We start from the raw sequence: 26,601 nt of genomic DNA, 5'->3' as shown, positions 1-26,601 counted from the left end.
CCGGCCGCGCTCATGGCGTGGCGATGGCCGACGTACCAGCGGAGCCGGGCGCCCGCTCCGGGACGCCCAGCCGCCGCTTCGTGTTCTGCTGTTACGAGTTGGACTTCAGGTCGGTGCTGCCGCACTTCTGGTGGAACAGGTCGGCGGTCGCCGTCCGCTGACCGAAGCCGAACAGCTGCACCACGTTGCGCGGGGTGCCGCCGACGGTCACCGTCTGGCTGCAGACGAGCGAGGTGTCGCCGACGAACATCTGGGTGATCAGCGGGTTGGTGATGTCAGCGGTCGGGACCACGTTGTAGACGTCCCGGTTGAGCGGGAAGTTGGCGTTGAGCACACCGCTCACGACCGGCTGCTGGACGGTCTGGCCGGGCAGGTTCATGCCGGTCAGCAGCGCCGGGCCACGCCGGTCGTCCACCACGACGCCGGTGGCGGACTGGATCGTCGCGTTGTTGCCCTGCGCGAGGAACTGCCCGGCCGCGAACGGCACGACCCAGTCGTTGTGCCCCTGCAGGACCGTGCCGTCGTGCTCCTGCGGGTTGGGGATGCCGGGAACGGTCAGGCAGGGCAGGTCGCCCAGGGAGATCTCCTGCTCGGTGATCTCCATCTGCTGCAGCCAGAACTGCCGGGTGCCCGAGCCCGACTGCGGGATCAGCGGCTGCACGGGCAGGCCGCTGATGTTCTTGTCGAAGCACTTGTAGACGCGCTGCACCCGGGCGAACGAGTTGTTGCGCGGCAGGTCGCTGTTGCTGTTGATGGCCAGCGCCACGGCGTCCACACCGAACGGGATGTAGGTGAGGCTGCCGCTGGTGGCCGGCGTGGTGCTGGAGTACGCCGACGAGCGGGCGAAGTCGACGCAGCCCACGACGTCGGAGCCGAGGTACTTGCCCGGCCCGCCGTGCGTGCCGCCGAGGTCCTCACCCTTGGCAGCGCGCAGGGCCTGGCGGCCGGCGCCGGACCCGTTGGGCCGGGTGAACTGGCAGTTGGTCGGCTTGGTCTTGATCTGCGCGGTGCCTCGGGCGTCCCAGGAGGCGATGGCCTTGGTGCCGTTGACTCGGATCGTCTCCGCCAGACCGTTCATCACGTCCTGGGTGGTGTCCGAGCCGGCGCCGGCAAGCGTCCGGTAGTCCGTCGCCGGCGTCGGGTCCGCCGACGCGGGGCTACCCGAGAAGGCGATGGCCGCGACGGCCGCGCCCGCCACCATCACCTTGCCGAAGGTGTTGACCCTCATGCGATCTCCCTTTCCGAGAGAGAAGGAAATGCGGCTCATTTCACGATGAAAATGAGTTGGTGCTAACTTTCCCGGCCCGATACCGAAGACCGAAACCTAGGTTGCGCAAACGTTGAGAGCAGTTCCTGTCGGCAACGCTTAGGCCAGATGAACGGCTCAGTTCCGGGTGCCAATCCCTTGCCGATCCTTCGTTAGCCGTCATGTCGAACCGCCGGAATTCGATCGAAGGTGCCGGGACACCGCCAGGAGAACAGGTCCGGCCATGCCGCCCAGCAGACCGACCGCGAGCAGGGCCACGACGACCCAGCGGATCTGGCCCAGTGGGCTGCCGGGCGTCAGTTGCGCGATCGGCTTGCCCGCGGGAGGCGACTGCGAAGGGGCCGGGGTCGCCGGGGTCGGTGGCGTGCCCTGATTCGGCACTCCAGCGGCCGTGTCACTCGGGGTCGGCGTGGGCGTCGGCACCTCGCTCGTCGTGGGTGCAGACGCCGCCGGGGACTCATTCGACGTCGGCGTCGGCGTCTGTGGCGGCGGGGTGTAGCGCTCGAGCGTGTCCGCGACGGCCAACGTCTGCACCCGCATCGCCTGCGGCAGCGGCGCGTAACCGTCCGGCAACTGGCCGGGCTGCTGCCCCGGCTGCTGTCCGTTGCCGGCGGCGTACCGCAGCAGCGACGCGTAGTCGCGCCGCGCCTCGGCGTCGGCGGCGAGCGCGGCCGCCGCGTAGGTGACCATCGTCAGCGGGTACGCCTTGGGGGTGGCAGCGGCCCGCGACGGGTCCACCGTGCGCACCCCGGGCACCTTGCTCGGCACCATCGCGTCGGCCCCGGCGAGCATGCCCGTGGTGTCGGCGTTGCGGCAGTCCGAGGGGGTCAGGGTGTCGTCGGCGCCCTTTACCGCCTTGCAGAGCTGGGCGGTGTAGAGACCGTAGCGAGCGGCCGACGCCGAGTCGGTGATGGAGAGGCTGAACCGCTGGCCCACCGGCTTGGGCGGCTCCTTGCCGTAGCTTCCGCTCTGCCCTGGTTCGTTAGGATAGTTCCACTCGGCCGCCTGCTTGAGGTCCGCGCGCAGCGTCTGATATGCGGACTCGCCAAGGTCCTGCGCGTACGGGAACAGGTCCTGCGTGCACCGGCCCGGCGTCGGTTCCTTCTGCCACTCCTCCAGGTCCGTCCGCTCCAGAGGCGGCTGGCAGGACGGGTCGTTGCGGGGGAAGTAGTCCTCGGCAGCGGCGGCCACGAACCGGTAGTTCGGGTTGACCTCCATGCCCTTGCCGTGGGGCCCACCACCGAGCCCGTCAGCCTCGCCGTTCAGCCAGGCACGCGCCGATGAATCGGCGAGAACCCACCGCCACACCTCACGTGCCGCCGCATAGTTCCCGTAGGGGACGACAATGCTGTCGGCACCGAACGAGGGATCGATGTACTTGAAGTCCGGATTCAGCGCCACAAACTCCGGGTCCGCCCCGAGGCTGCGCGGGTTTCCCGCCACGTACGTCTGGTTGTTCCCGTTCGGCACGTCCCGGACATACGACTGGGTGAGCAGCTTCGCGACCAACCGGGGAGTGAGCTTGATGTTGCGCACGATCGTCCGGCGCAGCGCCTCCAGTTCCGGCGGCACGCTGAGTGGCGGAGCGAGCCGCAGGTCGATGTTGAACGCGATGACCACCGAAGAGATCGCCACCGGCGTCTGCACGACGGGCGACTGCCCCTCCTCGGGGACCACCGGATCGGAGGTGAAGGCCAGGCCCGGACCGCCGGTCGACGCGTCCAGCACCTGCCTCGCCGCCTCGTCGTCGCCCGTCGCCGAATAGGCGAAGACCGGACCGTTGTTGGCGCAGAGCGTCGGCTGCCAGGCGATTACGGCCTCGGCGATCATCTCCGAACCGACCGTCCCCCGTTCCGCCCGGTCCAGGGGGCACCCGGCGTCCACCGGGGTGAAGTCCAACGGCACGACAAGGCGATCGGCGAAGGCCGAAGGGGTCAGCGGAGTCAGGTACGGGGCGATGGAGTTGGGGTTACCGTGGATGTCTCGATCGCCCCGAGGGACGACGACCAGCCAGCACGGTCGCGGAGCGCCACCGGCGTCGGCCGGGCGGGCGCCACAACCGAGGTGCGGATCGCGGATCGCGTTGCGCACCTCGAAGACTGCCCGGCCGGTGCCGTCGCCGGTCGTGATGGCGATCGGGATCTCGTTGGTGCTGTAGATGTCGAAGTAGGTCGAGAGCACCTCGGCCGGCTTGCCCGGGTCGGTCAGCGGCAACCCGTCGGTGGGAAACGGGGCTGCCGTGCTGCCATCGGGAGTCCGGGAGCCGTCGAGCGCGGACCGGAACGGGATGAGTTTCGCGTCTTCCGGGAGCTGCTTCTCCAACGGGTCTTCGGGTAAGGGAGCACGCTGGAAGGTGGGCTCATAGTTGATCTTGCCACCAGACTTCTTGTACCGGCCGACCCCCGCCTCACAGGTCTCCCGAAAGTCCGGCGCGTCCGGATCCGCGCCCCAACACTGCATCAACTGCAGATAGTTGGCGTTGGGCTCGCCGCCGGAGAACCTGGTCTTGGGACCGCCGGTCCAGGTCACGGTGACCGACTGGTTGGTCAGGTCCTTCGTCTGGGAGACGGTGACCTTGAGGTCGCTCCAGTCGTCGCCCAGCTGGCCCATGCGTCCGGTGACCGTGACCGCGGAGTCGGTCACCTCGTCGACCGCGCTCGCCGGCGACTGCGGTGGGCCGACGGTCAGCAGTGCGGCCGTCCCGACGAGAACCGCTGCCGCGGCCACGGTCCGCCGTCGGCCGTAGTTCATCGCCCGGCTCACGACCCGCTCCACGAGTTGCGGCCGCGGCGCTGCAGCGACCGGGCGAGCAGCGGTGGCCCGATCATCAGGCCGACGAAGAGCACCCCGGCGAGCAGCATCAGGGTGTGCGACAGGCGCCACCCACCCTCGGCGTCGAGGGAGACCGGGACGCCGGCGACGAAATCCCCACCCGCGCCCGGGTCGGACCCGGCGGCGATCGGGTCACCCGTGAGCGGGTCGATCGCCCCAGAGCTCGGCGCGGCGTTCGGCCCGGCACTGGCGTTCGGGCCGGCGGTCGCGTTCGGCCCGGCCGTGGCGCCCGGTCCGCCCGAACCACCGGGGCTGTTCCCGCCGGCGCCGTTGTTGCTCGACGGGGTGTCCTGCTTTGCTCCACCGGTGCCGGTGGTGCACTGGGCCGGGCCGCCCTTGCGGTCACACTCCGGCGGGTTCGGCGCGTTCTTGGCCAGCGTGTTCGTGCCGTCGCTGGAGAACGTGGGGTTTCGGCATTTCGCTATCTTGTTGGTTTCGGGCCTCATGTTGGGGATTCGCTCGACCTGCTTGAGACCGGCCTCGACCAGGTTCCTCGGCAACGGCGAGTAGCCGAGAGACTTGGCCTGGTTCTGCCCCTCGCAGAGCAGGTAGTAGCCGAACGCGCCGAGCGTGTACCCCTTGTCGGGTTGCTTCAGCCCGTACTCCTCGGCGATCGGCACGATGATGTAGGAGTACGAGGACAGCGGATACGCCCGCTTGTCCGGGTTCCGGTACACGTTGTCGAGCTTCTGGGTCAGGTAGACCGCCGGATCGGTGTTCTTGTCCTCGATCTCGGCCTTGGTCAGCGCCACGGCGACGTTCTCTGCCGTCGGAGCAACGTAGTAGCCGGCCGAGTTGAGCAGCTTGACCACCGGGAAGCCGGCCTTCTCCGGGTACGAGTACTCGACGTAGGTGATCGCGCCCTCGCCCTGCGGCTGGCGGACGAAGCCGGAGACGTTCTCCGAACCGGACTTGGCGACGAACCCCTCGCTGGGCTTGTACGGGAAGTACGACGTGAGCCCACACGGGGTGCGCTTGCCGTTGCGGGCGCAGTAGGCGTTCCAGATGTCCGGATACTGCTTGCTCAGCCAGAGCGTGAACTGCGCCGTGGTGCCCGAGCCGTCGGAGCGGACCACGGGAACGATCCGCCGCGCGGGCAGGTTCAGCGACGGGTTGTCCGCCTTGATCGCCGGGTCGTTCCAGTACTTGATGACGCCGGTGAAGACCTTCGCGACGTTCTCGCCGGAGAGCCGCAGGTTGGTGACCCGCCGCCCGCCGATGTTGAGGTTGTACATGAACGACGTGCCGCCGGCCACGATCGGCATGTAGGCGAACTTGCGGGTGGGCGGCTGGTCGGCTGCCCGGCCGAAGTTCGAGTCGTACAGCCCGTACGGGATCTCCGAGACGCCGAAGTCGACGGTGCCGTTGGCGAACTGCGTCCGTCCGTCGGTGGAACCGCTGGCGGCGTAGTTGATCGTCATGCCGTTCTTCTTGACGTTGGCCGCCCACTGGCGCAGCGCGTTCGCGCTCCAGGTGGAGCCGGCGCCGCTCACCGGGACGTACGTGTCGGCGCTGGCAGCCGTGGCCGGCAGCACGACCGCCGCGACGGTCGCCAACGCGACGGCGGCGCGTACGAGTCGACGTGGCCCGCTCGGGCCACCCGGCATCGATTTCCTAGACATGACCTTCCTCGCTGTCGCCCCGGGCTGCGGGTGGTGCGTCGGACACGACGGTTGCGGGGCGCGAGCGGCTGCGTTCGGCGAACCGCCGCGCGTCCCGGTAGGAGGCGACCATCCGTCGCCGGAGTTGACGCTTGCTGAGGTTGCCGGCACCGCGGCCGCCGAGTACCCGCGCCAGGATGAAGAGCAGTAGGACGAGCAGCATCAACGCCGCTCCGGCGCCGAAACCACGCGCCACCATCGACGGTTCCGGCGACTTCACCGAGTCGAAGGTGAACAGTGGCAGCGAGACCTGCGGTCCGCTGAACGGGTTGAGGTTGACGCTGGTCGCGAAGCCCGCGGTGAGCAGGACCGGGGATGTCTCCCCGATGCCACGGGCGGTGCCGAGGATCACGGCGGTGGCCAGGCCGGACCGGGCCGTCGGCAGGACGACCTGCCACACCGTGCGCCAGTGCGACGCGCCGAGAGCGTAGGAGGCCTCCCGCAGGTGTCCGGGGACGAGGCGCAGCACCACGTCGGACGCCCGCACGATGATCGGCAGGGTCATGATGCTCAGCGCCAGCGACGCGGCGAAGCCGGACTTGCCCGGCGCGAGCCACTGCCACCGCTCCGGAAGGTGCGTCTCGGCCCAGTGGCCCCAGATGAGAATGAAGGAGAGGTAGATGAAGAGGCCGGCGACGATCGACGGCAGCGCGGTCATCGCCTCGACGATGGTCCGGACGAAGCGGCTGAACGTCCCGGGAAACTCGCTGAGGAAGACCGCGCAGATGATCCCGGCGGGGATGGTGATGGCCAGGCAGATCGCTATCTGTTCCAAAGTGCCGATCGCCGCGTGCACGATCCCGCCCACCGTGAGCGGGTCCAGTGGTCCGGCGAAGGACATGTCCTGGGAGATGAAGTTCAGGTGCTTCAGCGACTGCCAGCCCCGGATCAGCACGTAGCAGACGACCAGGACCAGCGCGGCGAGTAGCACGAAGGCGAGGCTCGGCACGATCACCGAGGCCACCTTGGCGCGTACCGCCGGGCCGGGATTCTCGTACGCGACGAGCACCGTGTAGAAGGCCAGGAAGCTCAGGTAGCCGACGACGACGAGCCCGAGGGTGCCGCTGAGCGGCGCGAGCTGGAAGAAGAGCAGTGCCGTGAAGCCCACCGCCGCAGCCGCGGCAGCGAGGACGGGAAACGCCTCGCCCTCGCCGGTGCCGCCGATCGCCCGCGGTCGCGCGGGTGCGTCCGACTCGGTCGGCGGAGCGGGGATCGTGGTGGTCGGACGTGGCACCGCCTCGTCGTCGGGTTCCGCGGCATGACGCGCCCGCCGCGAGGTCGGGTCGATGTGGTCCGCCTGCTGCACGGTGGCGTCCTCGGCGGACGCTGTCGGGGCCGCCTCGTTCTCCGCGGACGCTGTCGGGGCCGCCTCGTTCTCGGCGGATGTCAATGCGGCCATCGGGTCAGGCCTCACTCTCGGCGCCGGATCGGCTTCGGGCGATGATGGCCGATGCGATGAAGTTGACGACCAGCGTCATGAGGAACAGCGCGAGGCCGGCAGCCATCAGCGCGGAGAGCCCGAAATCGCTGGACTCGCTGTAGCGCTGGGCGATGAGGGCCGAGACGGAGATGGCGCCGTTCTGGAGGACGTGCCAGTTGATCTCGAAGATCGGAGTGATGATCATATAGACGGCGATCGTCTCCCCGAGGGCTCGGCCCAGGCCGAGCATCGTGCCGCCGATCATGCCGCCGCGCCCGAAGGGCAGCACCACGGACCGGATCATGCCCCACTTGGTGCTGCCCAGGGCGTACGCGCCCTCGCGCTCCCCGACCGGCGCCTGGGAGAAGACCTCGCGCATCACCGAGGACATGATCGGCGTGACCATCATCGCCACGACCATCCCGGCGATGAAGGTCGACGAGGTGTAGACCGACATCGTGGCGAGCGGGTCACGCGGGTCGACCGGTTGTCCACCCTCGACGACCCGGAAGATGGGGATCCAGCCGAGCCAGGTGGCGAGCCACTTGGACAGGTAGATGACCTTGTCCGAGAGGAGGTACGCGCCGAAGAGGCCGTACACCACGCTCGGGACGGCGGCCATCAGGTCCACCAGCGAGACGAGCGTGCGCTGCAACCGGCGCGGGGCGTACTCGGAGATGTAGAGAGCGGTCCCGGTGGCGAGCGGCACCGCGAAGGCCACCGCGACGATGGCGATCAGCACCGTCCCGACGAGGAGCGCCGCCACACCGAAGTTGTTGGAGTCCGGGTCCCAGGCCTGGGTGGTGAAGAACGACCAGCCGGCGACCTGGAGCGCCGCCCAACCGCGATAGAGCAGGAAGCCACCGACCAACAGCATGATGACCAGCACGGCCACACCACCGGCCCGCGCGACCAGACGGAAGGCGTGGTCGGAGGGGCCGATCCGGGTCGATATCCGGCGGGGTACGTCGGACTCCCCGGCGGGAGTGCCGGGGATTGTGGTCGTGACCATCAGCGGCCCACCACGGGATGACGGGTGACAGGCACGACACCGTGCCTGACCGTGCTGCACACCTGGAACGCCACCTTTCCTGAGCCGGCTCGACCGGTGCCGCGGCCCCGTTCGTCGCACGGCCCACGCTCGGCGGGAGCGATGACGTCGCGGACAGGTGAATACTTACGCCAGACATGTGACCGGTGAATTCCGGATGTCCGCCCTCCCGATCGAGTCACCGGCTCACTCCGGCTGCTCAATTCGCGGCTTCCTGTCCAATTCGGCACGTCCGTCCACGCCATATCCGTCGAACTGCCGAAACCGATTGACGGCCGGTGGTTTTTCACGGCTCGCCCGGCATCCGGAGCCGGGGCCGGTACGCCTGACCGAACGGCGATTGCGCCGGACCGGCGGTCACGGACTGGATTGGGCGGATCGCGGCGACGTCTTCCGTTTCCGCTGGCCGCTGGCGTCCCCGGCGGGGGGCACGGACACCGGCGAGGATGTCCGCCTGCGGCACCGCCTCCAGGAACCGTTCCAGGTTGTACGTGCACTCCCGCACCCGGAAGTAGGACCGGCTGGAGACGGCTACGGCATGGTCGTCGAGTTTCAACCGCCAGGTCCACTGTCCGGTCATTTCGACCAGGCTCTCCAAGCGAATAACGCGATCCAGGTTCTGCTGCAGATCGAGAACCGCCTGGCGACTGTCGGCGTAGACGTCGTGATAGGAGGCGCTTCGGCCGAGTTGCCGATTATTGGGCGATACGAGCATCCAGAGGATGCGTTCCCTCTCGGGTGCGACCTGCGCCTGTGTCGCCGGCGCGGCGAGGAACACGAAGCGTGGACGCTGCACCTTGATCCCTCCTTCGACCCGGGCACGAAACCGCACCCGGACCTCCCCCACGATTTGCTGGTGGGGACAGGCTCAGCAGGGACAATGACTCAGTCAGCAGCCGATCGCTTACGCCGGACATCCGGAACGTGAACAGCAGACTCATACCCATCCACCGTTCGGATACAAGACAGTTCCAACGGGGTGAGTGGGCAGCGATTGATGGGGATTTGTGGGTGTATATGACTCTGAGGGTCAGCGCCGACGAGGGGGCGAACCGCCATTCCCGACCGTCGATGCCTCGACCCGCCGCGCGGCGGCTCGCCAACACGGACGGTGACGACGGTCGGACGGCTCCCGGGTGCTCCTGACGCTCCCCGCGACGGCTCGAACGGCGGCGGGTCGGCCGGCCGGCTCCGCCCCGACCGGCGCGCGCCTCTTCCCGGGCCGCCTCGGCGCGCCCGCTCAGGCCACGGTCAGGCCCAGACCTGCTGCGGCTCGGAGCGGCGCTCGGCCAGCGACGGGGCCGCGTCGTACTCGCGGACCATCTCGTAGCGGGTGTTCCGCTCGACCGGGCGGAAGCCGGCATCCCAGATCAGGTGCAGCAGGTCGTCCCGGTGCATGGTGTTCGGCGTGCCGTACGAGTCCGCGTCGTGGGTGATCTTGTATTCCACGACCGAACCGTCCAGGTCGTCCACACCGAAGTTCAGCGAGAGCTGAGCCACCGACAGGCCGTGCATCACCCAGAAGCACTTGACGTGCGGGACGTTGTCGAAGAGCAGCCGGGAGACCGCGAAGGTCTTCAGCGACTCGGCCGGCGAGGCCATCGTGGTCTGCGCCTGGATCCGGTTGCGGACCTTGCCGTCCGCCGAGTCGACGAAGTCGTGCTGGTAGCGCAGCGGAATGAAGACCTGGAAGCCACCGGTCTCGTCCTGCAGCTCACGCAGGCGCAGCACGTGGTCGACCCGGTGCCGGGGCTCCTCGATGTGGCCGTAGAGCATGGTCGACGGGGTCTTCATGCCCTTCGAGTGGGCCAGCCGGTGGATCCGCGACCAGTCCTCCCAGTGGCAGGCGTGATCGACGATGTGCTGGCGGACCTCCCAGTCGAAGATCTCCGCGCCACCGCCGGTCAGCGACTCCAGGCCGGCGTCCATCAGCTCGTCGAGAATCTCGTCGGCACTCAGGCCACTGATCTTCTCGAACCACTGCACCTCGGTCGCGGTGAACGCCTTGAGGTTGACCTTCGGCAGCGCTGCCTTCAGCTCCCGCAGCACCTTCGGGTAGTAACGCCAGGGCAGCGTCGGGTGCAGGCCGTTGACGATGTGCAGCTCGGTGAGCTGCTCGTCCTCCATCTCCTTGGCCTTGCGGACCGCCTCGTCGATCCGCATCGTGTACGCGTCCTTCTCCCCCGGCTTGCGCTGGAAAGAGCAGTACGCGCACGACGCGGAGCAGACGTTGGTCAGGTTGAGGTGCCGGTTGACGTTGAACATCACCCGGTCGCCGTTCAACTCGATGCGCCTGTGGTGGGCCAGCCGCCCCAGCCAGGCGAGGTCGTCACACTCGTAGAGGGCGATGCCGTCCTCGCGGGTGAGCCGCTCCCCCGCGTAGACCTTCGCTTCGAGCTCACGCTTGAGTCCGGCGTCCATCGAAAGCCACGTCCCTTCCACCTGCGGTCCGGGTCGAGCGTACGTCGCGGGGCCGACGAGCCGGCGACCCGGTCGACCGCGGCGACGGAATTCACCGGACGCCCGTCCGGCCGTCACCCTCCGCGCATCGACATAGGTGCGCTGGTGCGGTAAGACAGGGTGGGGCGGAACGAACACATCCGTGCCGTCCCGGCCCACCCGCGTCCACCGAGCGCGGAAACACCAGACCGGACGGGGAGCGGAATGGTCTACACCAGGCGAAGCCGACGACAGCGACGCAGGTTCCCGATCATCTCCCCGGTGCTGCGCCCGGCACTCTGGTCCGCCCTCCTCGGCGCGGTGGCGGCGGCGGCGTTCGCCACCCCGGTCTGGGCCGACCCGCTGCCCGACACGATCCCGAGCACCGGCTCCCGCCCGACCTACACCGGAACCCTGCAGTTCCCCGGCGCGGTCCCCGGGGTGCCCGGGCAGTCCCCGGCGGCACCCGGCGCCATCACGGGCGTCACCAACCCGGCCGACGGGCCGCTCATCGCGCAGATCAACCAGGTCGACGAGCAGGTCGCCCAGCTCGGCGACGACCTGATCGAGGCCGAGAAGGCCCGGGACGCGGCGCAGGCCGAAGTAGTCCTCGCCGCCGAGACGCTCAAGGAAGCCCAGGACGCGCTGTCCCAGGCCCAGGAGAACGCCCGCAACGCCGCCGCCGACGCGGTCAAGGCCGCCGCCGCCGTACCGCCCCTGCCGTTCGGCGCCGACCTGCGTGAGCTCAGCGATCTCCAGCGGATCAACCGCGGCGACAAGGCCGACGGGGCCACCACCGCGGTCACCGCCGAGGTCACCCGGGCCACCGCCGCCGAGAAGACGGCCCGCGAGGCGCACGCCGCGATCCAGCAGCGCGCCGGGGAGAAGGCCGCCGAGTACACGCGGATCAAGGCGGAGCTGGCCTCGCTGGAAGCCAAGCTGCTCAAGCTGCGCCAGGACAACGCCGCGCTGCTGCTCCAGTTCGAGAAGCAGCAGGACGCCGCCGAGCAACAGCTCGGCAGCTCGTACGTGGTCAACCAGAGCGTCAGCGGGCTGGTCGCCGACCCGCAGGCGCTGGCCGCCGTGCGGTACGCCCTCGCGCAGCTCGGCGACCCGTACCTCTGGGCGGCGGAGGGTCCGGATCGCTTCGACTGCTCCGGCCTGGTCCTCGCCTCGTACCGGGCGGCCGGCTACCGCGGCCTGCCCCGGGTCTCTCGCGACCAGTACTACGCCACCCGGTCCCGCAGCGTGGACCCGAACGCGCTGCTCCCGGGTGACCTGCTCTTCTTCGCCTCGGGGAGCAGCTGGACGAGCATCCACCACGTCGCCATGTACATCGGCAACGGCAAGATGGTCGAGGCGCCACGGACCGGCGACGTGGTCAAGATCTCGGTGGTCCGCTGGAGCCGGCTCTACGCCGCCACCCGGGTGATCGGCGCGGTTCCCGCCCCGGCCACCCCGGCGCCGGCCCCGACCGGGACGACCACGCCCCCCAAGGCGAGCCCCTCGCCGACGGCGAGCCGAACGGCAACCCCCAAGCCCACCAATTCGCCCACCACGCAGCCCACCACGCCGAGTCCGAGCCACACGCCGACGACCCCGCCGAGCACCCCGCCCACGGAGGCGTCGCCGTCCGACCCGCCGCCCCCTTCGCCCGACGACACGAAGCCCGAACCGGAGGTGACGTCGAACTCGGCCGGGCCGTCGAACAGCGCGGCGAGCACCGGCTCGTCCAGCCCGAGCACCGGTAGCTGACCCAACCGTCCACTCCGACTGTGCTGCCGGGCCGGAATGTGGCACGGTGAGACCCAGGCACTCCAGGCCGACGCCACGGTCCGGGGTCGAGGGCGCGGAGGGGGACCATGGGCGAGCGAGAGGTTCCGGCGGAGACGGTCCACCCCGGATCCACGCCCGCGCCCACCGGGCAGCCGGCCGGACCCGCTGGCGGACTGCCGGGCGAGGCCGCCCCGGCCACCGTCGCCCGGGCACGGGTCAGCGTCGCCGGAGCCGCCGCACTGCCGCCGGCCGGCGACCTGCCGAGCACGCCGGCCGCCGCCACGACGTACCAGGCGGGTGCTCCGGCACAGGCGCCACCGCGGGCCGAGGCGGGGCAGGCGCGGGCCAGCGCCGCCGTGCCCGGCCTGAGCCGGATGTCACCGGACGAGATCGCCGCCGCGTCGGTGGCGAAGGCCGGCGGCGCCAAGGTCTACCGCGCGGGCCCGGTCAACCCCGAGCCGCCCGAGCCGGCACAGCCGCCGGAGCCGGTGCAGCCGCCGACGCCGCCCGCACCGGAACCCGAGCCGGCGCCGACGCCCGTACCGGGTCCCAACCCGCCGTCGCCGGCACCGCCCGTGCCGGAGCCGGAGCCGCCGTTGCGGCCGGTGCCGCCGGTGCCCGCGCCACCACCCGGGCCGACCCCACCCGGGCCGACCCCACCGGGACCGGTCCCGCCACTGCCCGGGCCACCGGTGCCACCGCCCGGCCCACCGGTGCCACCGCCTCCGCCGCCACCCGGCCCCATGCCGGCTCCGCCGTTCCCGCCACCGCCCGCCACGGCCGACGGAGCCGCACCCCTGGCGTCCCCGTCCCTGAGGGACCCGGTGGGAGGGCCCACCGCCCCCTCGAACATGCCGGCCGCCCAGGCCAGCGCACCGGTCTCCACACCCCCGACCGCGCCGGCCGCCCGGGCCACCGCCTCGGTCACCGCGCCGCCGATCACGCCGACCCCCCGCGGCGGCGCACCGGTCGCCACACCCCCGACCGGCCCGACCACCCGGGCCACCGCCTCCGTCACGGCACCCCCGGCCGGGCCGGCAGCCTGGGCCGCCGCCGTCTCCGCACCCCCGACCACGCCGGCCCCCCGCGCCACCGCACCGGTCTCCACACCACCGACCGGACCGACCACCCGAGCCACCGCCTCCGCCATCGCGCCGGCCATGCCAGCCCCCCGCGCTGGCACACCGGTCTCCGCACCCCCGCCCCCGCCCCCGGTGCCGGCGCCGGTCGCCGAGCCGCCGGTGGCGGCTGCCGCACCGCCGGTGGTTCCGGCACCCGCGCTGCCCACCTGGCCGCCGCCGACCAACCCGACCGACCGGACCGGCGGGTCGGCGTACCCGAGCAGCGGGCCCACGGCCGCCCCCAGGCCAACCCACCAGGGCGGCCCCGACCTGGCCGGTACGGCGTACGGGGGCAGCGGCGGAGCCGGGTTCTCCACGGTCGCGTTCCCGCAGGGCCACCCGGAGGAGAATTCCGGCTCCCTGACCGGGCACATCCTGGCCCAGGGCTGGGCCGAGGACGCCCCGGCGGCCCGGTCCAGCAACACCAAGGTGATGATCGTGCTGGCCGCCTCGCTGGGCCTGCTGATCGCGATCAGCCTGCTGGTGGTCTTCCTGGCCAACAACGCGTTCAGCGGGTTGACCGACGGCGCGATGGGCATGTGACGGGTGAGCCCGCCCACTACGGCGTCTCGGTGCGGTGGCGACCGCGCCGGGCCGCCGTACACTAGGTAGATCACTGACCCGGCGCGCCAATCGCGCGCTCATGGGCGATCTTGCGGGCGATTCGGCGGCGTGCAGCGCTGCGGCGGGCCATCGCGAAGATGCGCCCCGCTTGAAAGGCCTTTCTTGACCATTTCTGCTGCCCCCGGCACGTCCCCGTCCGCCGACCAGACCCCGACGCCGGAGCTGCCGGCCGTCGAGAACCTCGACTTCGCCACGTTGGGCCTGCCCCGGCGACTGGTCGACGCGCTCGCCCGACAGGGCATCACCACCCCGTTCGAGATCCAGCGGGCAACTCTGCCGGACGCGCTCGCCGGACACGACGTCCTGGGCCGGGGCCAGACCGGCTCGGGCAAGACGCTCGCCTTCGGCCTGCCGGTGATCGCCCGGCTCGCCGAACGCAACCGGGCCCGCCCGCTGCACCCGCGTGCCCTGGTCCTGGTGCCCACCCGTGAGCTGGCAATGCAGGTCAACGACGCACTGATGCCGCTCGGCAAGGCCGTCGGCATCTTCGTCAAGACCGCCGTCGGCGGCGTGCCGTACGACCGGCAGATCGACTCGCTGCGCCGGGGCGTGGAGATCGTCGTGGCCACCCCGGGGCGGCTCGGCGACCTCATCGAGCGCGGCGTCTGCAGGCTGGACGACGTCGAGATCACCGTGCTCGACGAGGCCGACCAGATGGCCGACATGGGCTTCCTGCCCGAGGTCACCGAACTGCTGGCGAAGACCCCGGCGGACGCCCAGCGGCTACTCTTCTCGGCCACCCTGGACAACGACGTGGACACCCTGGTCAGCCGGTTCATGACGGACCCGATCACGCACTCCACCGCGCCGCCGACCGCCGCCGTGTCCACCATGGACCACCACCTGCTGCTGATCCCGCCGCACGACAAGTTCGCCGTCGCGGCGTCCATCGCGGCCCGTGACGGGCGCACCATGCTCTTCGCGCGTACCCAGCTCGGCGTCGACCGGCTGGTCGAGCAGCTCGCGGCGGTCGGCGTACGCGCGGGCGGCCTGCACGGCGGCAAGACCCAGCGGATGCGTACCCGCACCCTGGCCGAGTTCCGTGAGGGACGGATGAACGTGCTGGTCGCCACCGACGTGGCGGCCCGGGGCATCCACGTCGACGGGGTGTCGCTGGTGCTGCACGTGGACCCGCCGAAGGACCCGAAGGACTACCTGCACCGGGCGGGGCGTACCGCCCGGGCGGGGGAGTCGGGCGCGGTGGCGACCCTGGTGCTGCCGAAGCAGCGCCGGACGACCCTCGCCATGCTCGAGAAGGCGGGCGTCGAGCCGGCCCAGGCCCGGGTCCGCGCGGGTGACCCGGCGCTGTCCGAGCTGACCGGCGCCCGCGAGCCCAGCGGCGTGCCGGTCCGGGACGAGCCCGAGCCGCGCCGGCACGGCGACCGCCCGTCCGGCCCGCGCCGCTTCGGGAGCCGCGAGCGTGGTTCCTTCGACCGGGGCGAGCGTGGCTCCTTCGACCGGGGCGGGCGCGGTTCCTTCGACCGGGGCGAGCGTGGCTCCTTCGAGCGTGGCGAGCGCCGCGAGCGCGCCTCGTTCGAAACGGCCGGACGCGGATCGTTCGACCGGGGCGAGCGCGGATCGTTCGACCGGGGTGGTCAGGGCGAGCGCCGGTTCGGCGACCGGGGCGACCGGGTTTTCGTGGACCGCGACGAACGGCGTTCCGGCCAGCCCTCCGGCGAGCGGCGCGAACGGCCCGGTGACCGGGGTGGCGAGCGCCGGTCCAGCAGCGCCCGAGGCTACGGCGACCGGGACACCCGGAGCTACAGCGAGCGCGACACCCGAAGCCACGGCGACCGCGACACCCGGGGCTACGGCGACCGCGTCGAGCGTCGGTACGAGGATCGCCCACAGGACGCACGGCGCTTCGGCGACCGGGACAGCCGTGGTGACCGGCGATTCGGCGACCGGAGCGGCGACCACCGGCCGACGGAGCACCGGACCGCCTTCCGCCCGGCCGCCCGCAACCGCGACGACCGGCGCCCCTCCCCCGACCGCCACACCTCCCGCACCCACTGACCACACTCCGAATTCGCGGAGATGCGACGCAGGATGCGGCATGTCGCGGCCTCCGGGAGGCCGGAAACCGCCACATGCCGCACCTCGTCGGGTGGCAGGAAGGAATCGGCCCTACCGGGGCACTTCCTTCCAAGATCTCTCAGCGCGAGACCCAGCACGTGGCGTAATGTCCGGTTCATGCCGACTCTGCCGAAGTCGCTCTTCTGGTCCAGGACCGACACCGCCGGATCCGAGCATGCCATCGTGGACGATCGCGAGAGCGTCGTCGCGTGGGGCGTGCTGCTCGCCGCCGACCCCGTCCCCTACACCTGCCGGTACCAGCTGACCGCCGGCGCGGACTGGTCCGCCACCTCGCTGGAGGCCGACGTCGAGGGTGCCGACTGGGCGCGCAGCGTACGCCTGGAGAAGGCCGAGGACGGATGGCGGGTGCGCACCGGCGAGGCGGGCGACCTGGACGCGGCGCTGCGGGCGGCCGGGCATCCGCCGGCCGGCCTGCCGGGCATCGAGGAACCGGACCGGCTGGCCGACGCGCTCGACCTCGACCTGACCGGCTCGCCGCTCTTCAACACCCTTCCGATACGCCGGATCGGGTTGGGCCGGCTCCCGGTGGAGCACGCCCGGCGGGTCACCGTGGCCTGGGTGCTGCTGCCCGGCCTGGTCGTGTTGCCGGCCGACCAGGTCTACACCTCACTCGGGCCGGGCCGGGTCCGCTTCGCCAGCGACACCTTCACCGCCGACCTGGACGTCGACCCGGACGGTTACGTGGTCCGTTACCCCGGCCTGGCCGAGCGGATCGCCCCTCGCTGACCTCACCCGCCATCCGTTGTGGGAAGGGCTCCCTTCTCTACCGCAGGCGTCAAGAAGGGGCCCTTCCTTTCAGGCGGGCCAGGTGCCGGTGGTGAGGAAGAGGTCGATGGTGGCCCGGTGGGGGGCGAGGTCGAGGCCCTGGGCGGCCACCCAACCGTCGGCGTAGTACGTGTCCGCGTAGCGGTCACCGGCATCGCAGATCAGGGTGACCACCGACCCGGTCCGCCCGGCGGCGAGCAGCTCCGCGATCAGCCCGAACGCCCCCCACAGGTTGGTGCCGGTGGATCCGCCCACCCGACGGCCGAGCACCGCCGAGCCGGCCCGCATGGCGGCCAGCGAGGCGGCGTCCGGCACCTGGAGCATCCGGTCCACCACCGAGGGAAGGAAGGACGCCTCGACGCAGGGGCGGCCGATCCCCTCGATCCGGGAGCCCCGGTTGGTCCGGATCGACCAGTCGGCGGCCTGCCAGGCCGGAAAGAAGGCGGAGTTCTCCGGGTCGACCACGCAGAGCTTGGTGGGCAGCCGGCGGTAGCGGGCGTACCGGCCGATGGTGGCGCTGGTGCCGCCGGTCCCGGCTCCCACCACGATCCACGCCGGCACGGGGTGCCGCTCCAGCGCGAGCTGCGCGTAGATCGACTCGGCGATGTTGTTGTTGCCCCGCCAGTCGGTGGCCCGCTCGGCGTACGTGAACTGGTCCATGTAGTGCCCACCGGCGTCCTCGGCCAGCCAGCGGGCCTCGATCACCACCCTGGCCGGGTCGTCGACCAGGTGGCAGCGCCCACCCTGGAACTCGATCTGGGCGATCTTCTCCGGCGAGGTGGCGGCGGGCATCACCGCGATGAACGGCAGTCCCAGCATCCGGGCGAAGTACGCCTCGGAGACCGCGGTCGAGCCGGACGACGCCTCGACGATCGTGGTCGCCGGGCCGATCCAGCCGTTGCAGAGGCCGTACAGGAAGAGCGAGCGGGCCAGCCGGTGTTTGAGCGAGCCGGTGGGGTGCACCGACTCGTCCTTGAGATAGAGGTCGATCCCCCATTCCCTGGGTAGCGGGAAGGGCAGCAGGTGGGTGTCGGCGGAGCGGTTGGCGTCCGCCTCGACCGTGGCGATCGCCTCGGTCACCCAGGCTCGGCTGGCCTCGTCACATCGGTCGAGATGAGTCACGCCGGCAACGTTACAAGCGAGGTCAGCTCGTATCTCGGCAGGCCCGGCGCTCCGACCGCGCCAGCCGTCAGGAGGCGGGCGGCTCGACCGGCTGGGGGCGGTTCTCCCACTTGGTCGACAGGGCGATGCCGGTACGGGTGGAGGCGACCCCGGGCGTCCGGTTCAGCCGGACAATCAGCTGCTCCAGCTCGGCGATGGTGCCTACCCGCGCCTTGAGCAGGAACGACTCGACCCCGGCCATGAAGTAGCAGGACTCGATCTCGGGCATCTGCCGGAACGCGTCCAGCACGTCGTCGGTGTCGGCGTCGGAGTCCTCCACGATGCCGATCAGCGCGGTGACCCGGAGCCCGATCGCCTCCGGCTCCACCTCGGCCCGGTACGCCCGGATGACCCCGCTCGCCTCCAGCTTGCCGACCCGCTCGTGCACGGCCGGGGCGGAGAGGCCGACCTGGCGGGCCAGCTCGGCGTACGACAGGCGTGCGTTGCCGCGTAGCAGTTCCACGAGGCTGAGGTCGATCGCGTCCACGGAGTGTGACCCTATCCGTTCGGGCGTACCGCCCTACGCCGGGCATCAGCTGAACCTGACAGTTGGTAAGGGCTTCCCAAAGTCGCAGTCACTGGGGTTCTCCGCCGGTACCATTTACTAACTTCTCACTCCGTGCGTTTTTCGCGTTTTGACGGACAGGCCAGGTCGCCGGTGCTGTAATTGCCATACGTCCCTCATGACGGCTCTGGGCTCGCACCGGCCGGGGGCAGTGTGTTCAGCCGGGGGCTTCGTCGACGCGAGGAGGGGGCTGTGGACACTGGAGATCGCCTGCTGACACCGGGTGAGGTCGCCGCGCTGTTTCGGGTTGACCCGAAGACCGTGACGAGATGGGCAGCGGCCGGCCGGATAGGCAGCATCCGGACTCCAGGCGGGCATCGCCGGTTTCGGGAATCCGAGGTGCGAGCCCTGCTTGAGGGGGAGGGCATGCTGGACGAGGCGGAGGATATGAGCAGGCCGCGTAATACGGGACCGACCGCCTCGACCGGCCCCGGACCGGCGAACGCCGGTCTGTACTGACCTGGTGCCGATCGGCACGCGGACCGGCCGTCAGGTGCGGTCCGCGTCCCGTCGGGCCGCCGCCAGTTCACCGGACCAGCGTCGGAAGAGCGTGTGCGGCACACCGAGCGCGTCCAACACCTTGCCGGCCACGAAGTCGACCAGCTGCTGGGCGGAGGCCGTCGCGCCGGCGCCGTAGAAGCCGGGGCTGGCGGGCAGTACGACGGCACCGGCGTCGTGCAGCGTGACGAGGTGTTCCAGGTGGCTGCGGGTCACCGGGGTCTCTCGTGGCACCACGACCACGGGCCGCCGTTCCTTGAGGTTCACCTCGGCGGCGCGCTGCAACAGGTCCTTGGAGAGCCCGATGGCGATGCCGGCGCAGGCGGCCGTGCTGGCCGGGACGACGGCCATCCCGCGTACCCGGTAGGAGCCGCTGCTCGGCCCCGCCGCCAGGTCGCCGGCGGGCCAGAACCGCAGGTCCGTGCCGGCGAGGTCGCGGTCCAACCAGGCGGCCAGGTCGTCGGCCCAGTGCGCGTCCCGGAAGGGACGTCCGGTCTCGTCCAGGATGGTCAGCCGGGCGGCCCGGGAGACGATCAGGTCGACCGCCTCACCGGCGTCGAGCAGGCCCCGGACGACGGCGGCCGGGTACGGCGTGCCGGATGCCCCGGAGACGCCCACCACCCATGGTTCGCGCATACCGTCAAGCGTGCCTGGTCGGCCGGAGCGCCGGGCGGGCACCCCCGGTGGACCGGTCCGAGCTGTCCTGTTTGTTGGTGCATGTCCTCTGGTCGCGTGGGAATCCCACGAACCTGCCATGCTTCCGTCGACGAGCCACGGTCGGTGGAAGGGATCGGTGATGACGGCAGCCGTGCTCCGGTCACTGCGCTCCGCCTGCCCGATCGCGCCCCGACTCTCCCCGCACGCCGAGCCGGTGCAGCAGTGGCTGACCGGCCAACTCGACCGTCTCGGGCTGCCGCCGGACGCCGCCGCCCGGGAACGGCTGGCCCGCGCCGGCTTCGCCCGGTACGCCGGCCGACTCCACCCGGACGCCGACGAACCCGACCTGCGCGTGCTGACCGCCCTGTTCACCTGGTTCTTCCTGGTGGACGACAGCTGCGACGGGCCGGGGCAGCCGGACCCGGCGCGGATCCGGGCCCTGCGGGACGGCGTGCTCACCCTGCTCCGGCAGGGCTCCCGCGCCCGGCATCCCGGCTTCGCCGGCCCGTTGCGCCGGCTGCTCGTGCAGGGGTGGCGGGAGCCCCGACGCCGGATGCCGGCCCGCTGGCGGCTCCGCTTCACCGACGCCGTCGCCCACCATCTCGACGGCGCGTGGCGGGAGGCGGTCGCCAGGTCCGCCGGCCGGCCGCCCGGGGTCGACGAGTACGTGGAACTGCGCCGGGCCACCTCGGCGGCGTACGTGTCGTACCCCCTGATCGAGTTCGCGACCGGCCGGCCGCTGCCCGACGCGGTCTACCACCACCCCGCGCTGCGCCAGCTCGCCGACATCGCCAACGACCTGCTCTCCTGGTTCAACGACATCGCCTCGCTGGAGCGGGACCGGGCCAGCGCCGGCGGCCACAACCTGGTGCTGGCGGTGGCCGCCGAGCGGGGCGTGCCGGTGACGGACGCGGTGGACCTGGTCGCCGACCGCTGGCGCGGCGAGATGGCGCGCTTCCTGGCGCTGCGCGCCGCCGTACCGTCCTTCGGGCCCGCGCTGGACGAGTCGATCACCGCCCATCTCGACGGGGTGGCCAACGCCGTCCGCGGCACCGTCGACTGGACCCTCGAAAGCGCCCGGTACGGGTAAGGAAGGGCCCCTTCTTGACGCCTCCGGTAGAGCAGGGGCCCCCTGTTAACAGACCGCGGCGGCCGGCTCACGGGTGCAGGTCGAGGCGAACCACCAGGTCGAGCAGGGCGAAGACGAACAGCGCGATGCCGACGAAGCCGTTGGCGGTGAAGAACGCCCGGTTGACCTTGCTCAGGTCGGTCGGGCTGACCACCAGGTGCTGGTAGCCGAAGGCGAGCGCGGTGAACGCCAGCCCGATCCACCAGAGCCAGCCGAACCCGACCAGCGCGCCGAACCAGAGGAACAGCGCGAAGGTCACCACGTGCGCCACGGTGGAGGCGTGCAGCGCGAAGCGCAGCCCGTACCGGGCGGGGACGCTGTGCACCCCGATCCGCCGGTCGACGTCGGCGTCCTGGCAGGCGTAGATCAGGTCGAAGCCGCCGATCCACAGGCCCACGGCCGCGCCGAGCAGCCAGGCCGGCCAGGAGCCGGCGAGGGTGCCGGTGACCGCCAGCCACGCGCCGACCGGCCCGACCGCCTGGGCGATCGCCAGGATGGCGTGCGGCCAGTTGGTGAACCGCTTGCCGTACGGGTAGACGACCAGCGGCACCACGGCGAGCGGCGCGAGCGCCAGGCAGAGCGGGTTGAGCAGGGCGGCGGTGGCGAGGAAGACCACCAGCGCGACCGCCGCGCCGGTCCAGGCCGTCCGCAGGCTCACCGCCCCGGTGACCAGTTCCCGGTTGGCGGTACGCGGGTTCCGCGCGTCGATCCGCCGGTCGAGGATCCGGTTGGCGGCCATGGCGAACGTGCGCGCCCCGACCATCGCCACGGTGATCAGCAGCAGGTCGACCCAGCGGACGTGCCCGCCGTCGACCCGCATCGCGGTCAGCGCCGACAGGTACGCGAACGGCAGCGCGAAGACCGAGTGCTCGATCGCGACCAGCTTGAGGAAGGACTTGACCCGGCCCGGACGTACCACCGGGGCCTCAGCGACGGCGGCCATCAGATCCCGTACTCCTTCCAGCGCTTGTCGACCAGCGAGACCACCTCGGGCGTCATGGTCATCTCCTCCGGCCAGCCCCGGGTATAGCCCTCGGCGGGCAGCTTGCGGGTGGCGTCGATGCCCGCCTTGCCGCCCCAGAACTGCTGGTACGACGAGTGGTCGAGGTGGTCCACCGGGCCCTCGGTGACCAGCAGGTCGCGCGCGTAGTCGACGTTGCCGAAGGCGCGGAAGGCGACCTCGGCGTAGTCGTGCACGTCGCAGTCCTCGTCGACGATCACGATCAGCTTGGTCAGCGACATCAGGTGCGCGCCCCAGATCGCGTTCATCACCTTCTGCGCGTGCTTCGGGTAGCGCTTGCGGATCGACACGATCGCGCAGTTGTGGAAGACCCCGGCGGCCGGCAGGTCGTAGTCGACGATGTCCGGGATCATCAGCTTGAGCAGTGGCTGGAAGATCCGTTCGGTGGCCTTGCCGAGGCCGTGGTCCTCCTGCGGCGGCTTGGAGGTGACGATCGAGTGGTACACCGGGTCGCGCTGCATGGTCATGGTCTCGACGTGCAGCACCGGGAACGGCTCGACCGGGGTGTAGAAGCCGGTGTGGTCGCCGAACGGCCCCTCGGGCAGCCGCTCGCCGGGCTCCAGGTAGCCCTCCAGCACCACCTGGGCGTGCGCCGGCACCTGCAGCGGCACGGTCAGGCAGTCGACCATCTCCACCCGCTCGCCACGCAGGAACCCGGCGAACAGGTATTCGTCGATGTCGCTGGGCAGCGGCGCGGTGGCCGCGTACGTGACGACCGGGTCACAGCCGATCGCGATGGCGACCGGGAGCCGCTGACCGAGCCGCTCGGCGACCGCGTGGTGGGCGGTGGAGTCCTTGTGGATCTGCCAGTGCATGCCCAGCGTGTTCCGGCCGTGCTGCTGGAGGCGGTAGAGGCCGAGGTTGCGCTTGCCGCTCTCCGGGTGCTTGGTGTGGGTCAGCCCGAAGTTGTGGAAGATGCCGCCGTCGTCCGGCCAGACCTGGAGCCCGGGCAGCCGGTTCAGGTCGACGTCGTCACCCCGGTAGACCACCTGCTGGCAGGGCGCGGTCTTCACCTTGCGCGGCGGGACGGACTTGAGCTGCATGACCTTGCCGAGGCCCTCACGGATGCCGGACCAGCCGACCGGCAGCTCCGGCTTGATCAGGCCGCCGATCCGCTCGCCGATCTCGTCCAGCGAGTCGACGCCGAGCGCCATCGCCATCCGCTTCTCGGTGCCGAACAGGTTGATCGCCAGCGGCATCTCGCCCCGGGTCGGCCGCTCGAACAGCAGCGCCGGGCCGCCGGCCCGGACCGTCCGGGTCACGATCTCGCTGATCTCCAGCGTCGGGTCGACCGGGACACTCACCCGCCGCAGCTCGCCCGCGCGCTCCAGCGCCGCGAGGAAGTCCTTCAGATCCGTGTACGGAAACCCACGAGCCGCCATACCCGCCAGTCTCCCCCACCGGGCTGCGCTGCGAGGAAGGGCCCCTTGTTAACGCCTCTGGTAGAGCAGGGTCCCCTTGTTGACACCGGCGGCATGGGCGGCGGCCGGGCGGGTAGTCGAGCGGCCCGGTGCGACGGAAGGGCGGCCGTATGGGCGACGGACGGATGCCAGCGGGGTTCACCGAGCAGCGGGCCCGGGTCGGCGACGTGACGTGGAACTACGTCCGGGGCGGCCGGGGGCCCACGGTGGTGCTGCTCCACGGCTACCCGCAGTGCTGGCGGATGTGGCGGCACCTGCTGCCGGAACTGGCGGAGTCGTACGAGGTGATCGCCCCCGACCTGCGCGGCTTCGGGGACAGCGACGCCCCGCCCGACGGGTACGACAAGAAGACCGTCGCCGCCGAGCTGCACGGGCTGCTCAGCGGGCTCGGCCTGGCCGAGGAGATCCGCCTGGTCGGCCACGACCTGGGCACCATGGTCGCGTACGCCTACGCCGCCGCCCAGCCCGACTCGGTCGCCCGGCTGGTGCTCACCGAGGCGCCGATCCCCGACGAGAGCATCTACGCCATCCCCGCGTTGACCGCCGCGGGCCCGGCGGTGTGGAACTTCGGCTTCTTCAACGTCCCCAACGGCCTGCCGGAGCAGCTCGTCGCCGGCCGGGAGGCGCTCTGGGTGGACCGCTTCAGCGACTCCATCATGGTCAACAAGGGCAGCCTCGGCCCCGACGTCATCGAGGAGTACGCCCGGCACCTGCGCGACGAGGCGCACCTGCGGGCCGGCTTCGGCTACTTCCGGGCGTTCGGGCGGGACGTCGAGGACAACGCGGCGTACCGGTCGAACCGGCTACCCATGCCGGTGCTCGCCGTGGGTGCCCGGGCCAGCCTCGGCCCGCAGGTCGCCGAACAGGTGCGCCGGTACGCCGACACGGTCACCGGCGAGGTGGTCGAGGACTGCGGCCACTGGCTGTTCGAGGAGCGCCCGGCGGAACTGGCCGCCCTGCTGCTGCCGTTCCTCCGCGGCTGACCCCGCCGGTGAGGACCGGACCGCCGCCGAGGCCTCGCCCCGCGCGGTCGGGTTCACCGTCTCAGGCGGCCGGCTCCCAGGCGTACGCGGCCAGCGGCGGGTCGACCGGCGCGCCGGTGAGCCGGTTGGCGAAGGTGGAGATGGTGTACGTCCCGACGCCGAGCACCACGTCCAACGCGTGCCGGGGTTGCCACCCGGCGGCGAGGAAGGTGTCCAGTTCGCCGTCCGAGACCGCGCCCCGGTGATCGAGCACGGCCAGGGTGAACCGGCGGAGCGCCTCCAGTCGCGGGTCGGGCAGCTCCGCGCCGGCCCGCAGGGCTTCGATCAGCTCCGGGTCGGCGCCCTGCCGGGTGAGCGCAGCGGTGTGCATGGCCACGCAGAGGTGGCATTCGTTGCGGGTGGCGACGGTGAAGACCACCACCTCGCGAGCGACCGGGTCGAGGTCGCTGGCCTCGAAGACGGCGTTGGCGGTAAGGAAGCCCTTGAGCAGCTCCGGGGACTCGGCCATCAGGGCGACGGCGGTGGGGAGGTGGCCGAGATTGCGGTGGACGCCCGTCATGGTGGCGCGGGCCGCGGCGGGCGCGGTGTCGAGGGTGTGTGCGGTGAAGACGGGTCGGGACATACCGAGCCCTCCCAGGTAGAATAGTCAACGTGGTTGACCAAATAGTAAACGGGGTTGTCGAACATGGCAACGCCTGACCGCCCCGGCTTCGTGCTTCCCCTGCTCCTGCTCGCCGGCTTCCGTACGCTCATCGACGACCTGCACGCCGAGCTGGCCCATCAGGGGCACCCCGACCTGCGCCCGGTGCACGGCTTCGTCCTCCAGGCGGTCGGCGTGGCCGGCACCACCGCGGGCGAGCTGGGCCAGCGCCTCGGCGTCTCCAAACAGGCGGCCGGCAAGACCGTCGACCGGCTGGTGGCGCTCGGCTACCTGGAACGCGCCGACGATCCCGCCGACGCCCGGCGCAAGCTGGTCCGGCTGACCGAGCGCGGGCTGGACGGGCTGCGCCGCTCCGCGGTCGTCTTCGACCAACTCCGGGACCGCTGGGTGGCGACCCTCGGTGTCGACCGGGTCGCGGCGCTGGAGGACGACCTGCACCGGATGACCCCGGCCGAGGTTTTCCGCCTCGACGTCCCCGGCTGGTTCGGTGCGTGAACTCTCAGCGGCCTCCGGCCAGCTCCACAAAGGCCCGCCAGGCGCTCGGCGAGAAGGTCAGCATCGCGCCGGCACGGTCCTTGGAATCCCGTACGTGCACCCGGCCGGGCAGATTGTCGGCGACCTCGACACACGCGCCGCTGTTGTTGCCGCTCCGGCTGGACTTGCGCCAGTGGGCGCCGGTCAGGTCCATGGCTTCAAGATCTCCTCGATCAGGCCGATCGACTGCTGCCGGGGCAGCGCGTCACTACGCAGACTCTCCCACCGTCCGAGCAGCACCGCCACCCCCTCGACGTCGTCCACCACCGTGCCGCCGATCTGGTTGTCGAGGAAGGCCGTCCAGCCCCCGTCGGCCGAACACCCGAGGATGAACGGGCCGAGCAGGCCGGGATGCAGCCCGGTGCCCTGCGGCAGCACGTGCACGCTGACGTGCGGACGCCGGGCGCAGGCCAACAGGTGCCGGAGCTGGCCCACCAGCACGTCCACACCGTCCTCGCCGAAGCGGCGCAGGGCCGTCTCGTCGATCACGGCGGTCAGGTGGGGCGGGTCCTCCCGGTCGAGGATCGCCTGCCGGTCGAGCCGGGCCGCCACCATCTCCTCCACCCGGTCGGGAGTGAGGGTGGGATCGAGCCGGAACACCGCCTGCGCGTAGTCGGCCGTCTGCAACAGGCCCGGCACCATCATGGGCTCGAAGCAACGCAGCTGGGTGGCCTCCCGTTCCGCCTCCAGCCAGGGCCGGAACCAGACCGGTTCCCGTTCCCGGCGGCCCAGCTCCCGAAGCGCGACGAAGAGCCCGCCGGTGTCGAAGACGTCGTCGGCGCGCCTCAGGAAGTCGAGTTTGGGCGCGGTGTGCCCCAACTCCACCGCCGAGATCAGCGACGTCGAATAGTGGATGCGACGACCGTACTCCTCCTGGCTCAACCCGGCCGCGACCCGGCGCTCTGTCAGCCCCGCCGC

The 26,601-nt window shown here is 71.3% G+C and carries 23 protein-coding genes; 8 read left to right on the top strand and 15 right to left on the bottom strand.

Annotated elements, in window-relative coordinates; genetic code table 11:
• Positions 1-91 precede the first annotated feature (91 nt).
• From ACIRG9_RS11465 to mqnE, 7 genes are all read right to left on the bottom strand, one after another.
• On the bottom strand, positions 92-1,228 hold the full coding sequence (locus ACIRG9_RS11465; protein WP_402853717.1) for a substrate-binding domain-containing protein: 1,137 nt from the start codon (positions 1,226-1,228) through the stop codon (positions 92-94).
• Between the two features lie 198 nt (positions 1,229-1,426).
• Complete coding sequence (locus tag ACIRG9_RS11460; RefSeq protein WP_402853714.1) at positions 1,427-4,030, bottom strand: hypothetical protein; 2,604 nt, start codon at positions 4,028-4,030, stop codon at positions 1,427-1,429.
• On the bottom strand, positions 4,027-5,721 hold the full coding sequence (pstS, locus tag ACIRG9_RS11455; RefSeq protein ID WP_402853712.1) for a phosphate ABC transporter substrate-binding protein PstS: 1,695 nt from the start codon (positions 5,719-5,721) through the stop codon (positions 4,027-4,029). The genes ACIRG9_RS11460 and pstS overlap by 4 nt, the downstream gene beginning before the upstream one ends.
• Positions 5,714-7,159 carry a phosphate ABC transporter permease PstA gene (gene pstA / locus ACIRG9_RS11450; protein ID WP_402853710.1) on the bottom strand — a complete coding sequence of 482 codons (1,446 nt, stop codon included), beginning with the start codon at positions 7,157-7,159 and terminating at the stop codon, positions 5,714-5,716. Before pstA ends, pstS begins: the two co-directional genes overlap by 8 nt.
• A gap of 4 nt (positions 7,160-7,163) precedes the next feature.
• Positions 7,164-8,192, bottom strand: coding sequence for a phosphate ABC transporter permease subunit PstC (pstC, locus tag ACIRG9_RS11445; RefSeq protein WP_402853708.1), 1,029 nt, complete (start codon positions 8,190-8,192; stop codon positions 7,164-7,166).
• A gap of 325 nt (positions 8,193-8,517) precedes the next feature.
• Positions 8,518-9,063: a hypothetical protein gene (locus tag ACIRG9_RS11440; protein WP_402853705.1), complete on the bottom strand. Its 546-nt coding sequence runs from the start codon at positions 9,061-9,063 to the stop codon at positions 8,518-8,520.
• 419 nt (positions 9,064-9,482) lie between these two features.
• Entirely contained in the window at positions 9,483-10,652 is a 1,170-nt protein-coding gene (mqnE, locus tag ACIRG9_RS11435) for an aminofutalosine synthase MqnE (protein ID WP_402853703.1), read from the bottom strand.
• A gap of 243 nt (positions 10,653-10,895) precedes the next feature.
• Here mqnE and ACIRG9_RS11430 point away from each other — a divergent pair, with 243 nt between their 5' ends.
• The 4 genes from ACIRG9_RS11430 (at position 10,896) to ACIRG9_RS11415 (ending at position 17,014) form a co-directional block, all read left to right on the top strand.
• Positions 10,896-12,425, top strand: a complete 1,530-nt coding sequence (locus ACIRG9_RS11430) for an NlpC/P60 family protein (RefSeq protein ID WP_402853700.1) — start codon at positions 10,896-10,898, stop codon at positions 12,423-12,425.
• A gap of 107 nt (positions 12,426-12,532) precedes the next feature.
• On the top strand, positions 12,533-14,110 hold the full coding sequence (locus tag ACIRG9_RS11425) for a hypothetical protein (RefSeq protein WP_402853697.1): 1,578 nt from the start codon (positions 12,533-12,535) through the stop codon (positions 14,108-14,110).
• 183 nt (positions 14,111-14,293) lie between these two features.
• Positions 14,294-16,207 (top strand): DEAD/DEAH box helicase, encoded by a 1,914-nt coding sequence (locus ACIRG9_RS11420; protein ID WP_402853695.1) that lies wholly within the window; start codon positions 14,294-14,296, stop codon positions 16,205-16,207.
• 177 nt (positions 16,208-16,384) lie between these two features.
• Positions 16,385-17,014: a putative glycolipid-binding domain-containing protein gene (locus ACIRG9_RS11415; protein ID WP_402853692.1), complete on the top strand. Its 630-nt coding sequence runs from the start codon at positions 16,385-16,387 to the stop codon at positions 17,012-17,014.
• 69 nt (positions 17,015-17,083) lie between these two features.
• Here ACIRG9_RS11415 and ACIRG9_RS11410 read toward each other — a convergent pair whose 3' ends face one another.
• Entirely contained in the window at positions 17,084-18,175 is a 1,092-nt protein-coding gene (locus ACIRG9_RS11410) for a PLP-dependent cysteine synthase family protein (RefSeq protein ID WP_402853689.1), read from the bottom strand.
• A gap of 67 nt (positions 18,176-18,242) precedes the next feature.
• On the bottom strand, positions 18,243-18,701 hold the full coding sequence (locus ACIRG9_RS11405; protein WP_402853687.1) for an Lrp/AsnC family transcriptional regulator: 459 nt from the start codon (positions 18,699-18,701) through the stop codon (positions 18,243-18,245).
• A 270-nt stretch (positions 18,702-18,971) separates the two neighbouring features.
• Here ACIRG9_RS11405 and ACIRG9_RS11400 point away from each other — a divergent pair, with 270 nt between their 5' ends.
• Complete coding sequence (locus ACIRG9_RS11400) at positions 18,972-19,238, top strand: BldC family transcriptional regulator (protein WP_402853684.1); 267 nt, start codon at positions 18,972-18,974, stop codon at positions 19,236-19,238.
• Between the two features lie 30 nt (positions 19,239-19,268).
• Here ACIRG9_RS11400 and ACIRG9_RS11395 read toward each other — a convergent pair whose 3' ends face one another.
• Positions 19,269-19,913: a UbiX family flavin prenyltransferase gene (locus ACIRG9_RS11395; RefSeq protein ID WP_402853681.1), complete on the bottom strand. Its 645-nt coding sequence runs from the start codon at positions 19,911-19,913 to the stop codon at positions 19,269-19,271.
• Between the two features lie 160 nt (positions 19,914-20,073).
• Here ACIRG9_RS11395 and ACIRG9_RS11390 point away from each other — a divergent pair, with 160 nt between their 5' ends.
• Positions 20,074-21,024 carry a terpene synthase gene (locus tag ACIRG9_RS11390; protein WP_402853678.1) on the top strand — a complete coding sequence of 317 codons (951 nt, stop codon included), beginning with the start codon at positions 20,074-20,076 and terminating at the stop codon, positions 21,022-21,024.
• 67 nt (positions 21,025-21,091) lie between these two features.
• Here ACIRG9_RS11390 and mqnP read toward each other — a convergent pair whose 3' ends face one another.
• The gene (gene mqnP / locus ACIRG9_RS11385) at positions 21,092-22,006 is read right to left on the bottom strand and encodes a menaquinone biosynthesis prenyltransferase MqnP (RefSeq protein ID WP_402853675.1); all 915 of its coding nucleotides are present in this window, start codon (positions 22,004-22,006) and stop codon (positions 21,092-21,094) included.
• A complete protein-coding gene (locus tag ACIRG9_RS11380; protein WP_402853673.1) occupies positions 22,006-23,466 on the bottom strand; it encodes a menaquinone biosynthesis decarboxylase in 1,461 nt (486 codons plus the stop codon). Before ACIRG9_RS11380 ends, mqnP begins: the two co-directional genes overlap by 1 nt.
• A 149-nt stretch (positions 23,467-23,615) precedes the next feature.
• Here ACIRG9_RS11380 and ACIRG9_RS11375 point away from each other — a divergent pair, with 149 nt between their 5' ends.
• On the top strand, positions 23,616-24,488 hold the full coding sequence (locus ACIRG9_RS11375) for an alpha/beta fold hydrolase (protein WP_402853670.1): 873 nt from the start codon (positions 23,616-23,618) through the stop codon (positions 24,486-24,488).
• 61 nt (positions 24,489-24,549) lie between these two features.
• Here ACIRG9_RS11375 and ACIRG9_RS11370 read toward each other — a convergent pair whose 3' ends face one another.
• Complete coding sequence (locus tag ACIRG9_RS11370) at positions 24,550-25,110, bottom strand: carboxymuconolactone decarboxylase family protein (RefSeq protein WP_402853667.1); 561 nt, start codon at positions 25,108-25,110, stop codon at positions 24,550-24,552.
• 63 nt (positions 25,111-25,173) lie between these two features.
• Between ACIRG9_RS11370 and ACIRG9_RS11365 the strand changes: the two genes are divergently transcribed.
• Positions 25,174-25,644 (top strand): MarR family winged helix-turn-helix transcriptional regulator, encoded by a 471-nt coding sequence (locus tag ACIRG9_RS11365; protein WP_402853664.1) that lies wholly within the window; start codon positions 25,174-25,176, stop codon positions 25,642-25,644.
• 4 nt (positions 25,645-25,648) lie between these two features.
• Here ACIRG9_RS11365 and ACIRG9_RS11360 read toward each other — a convergent pair whose 3' ends face one another.
• Entirely contained in the window at positions 25,649-25,837 is a 189-nt protein-coding gene (locus ACIRG9_RS11360; protein ID WP_402853661.1) for a DUF397 domain-containing protein, read from the bottom strand.
• The gene (locus tag ACIRG9_RS11355) at positions 25,828-26,592 is read right to left on the bottom strand and encodes a helix-turn-helix transcriptional regulator (protein ID WP_402854259.1); all 765 of its coding nucleotides are present in this window, start codon (positions 26,590-26,592) and stop codon (positions 25,828-25,830) included. The genes ACIRG9_RS11360 and ACIRG9_RS11355 overlap by 10 nt, the downstream gene beginning before the upstream one ends.
• Positions 26,593-26,601 lie beyond the last annotated feature (9 nt).

This window comes from Micromonospora sp. NPDC093277, assembly GCF_044765245.1.
Classification (GTDB): domain Bacteria; phylum Actinomycetota; class Actinomycetes; order Mycobacteriales; family Micromonosporaceae; genus Micromonospora.
The sequence above is the reverse complement of the archived record's forward strand: the minus strand, read 5'-3'. Positions and strand labels throughout refer to the sequence as shown.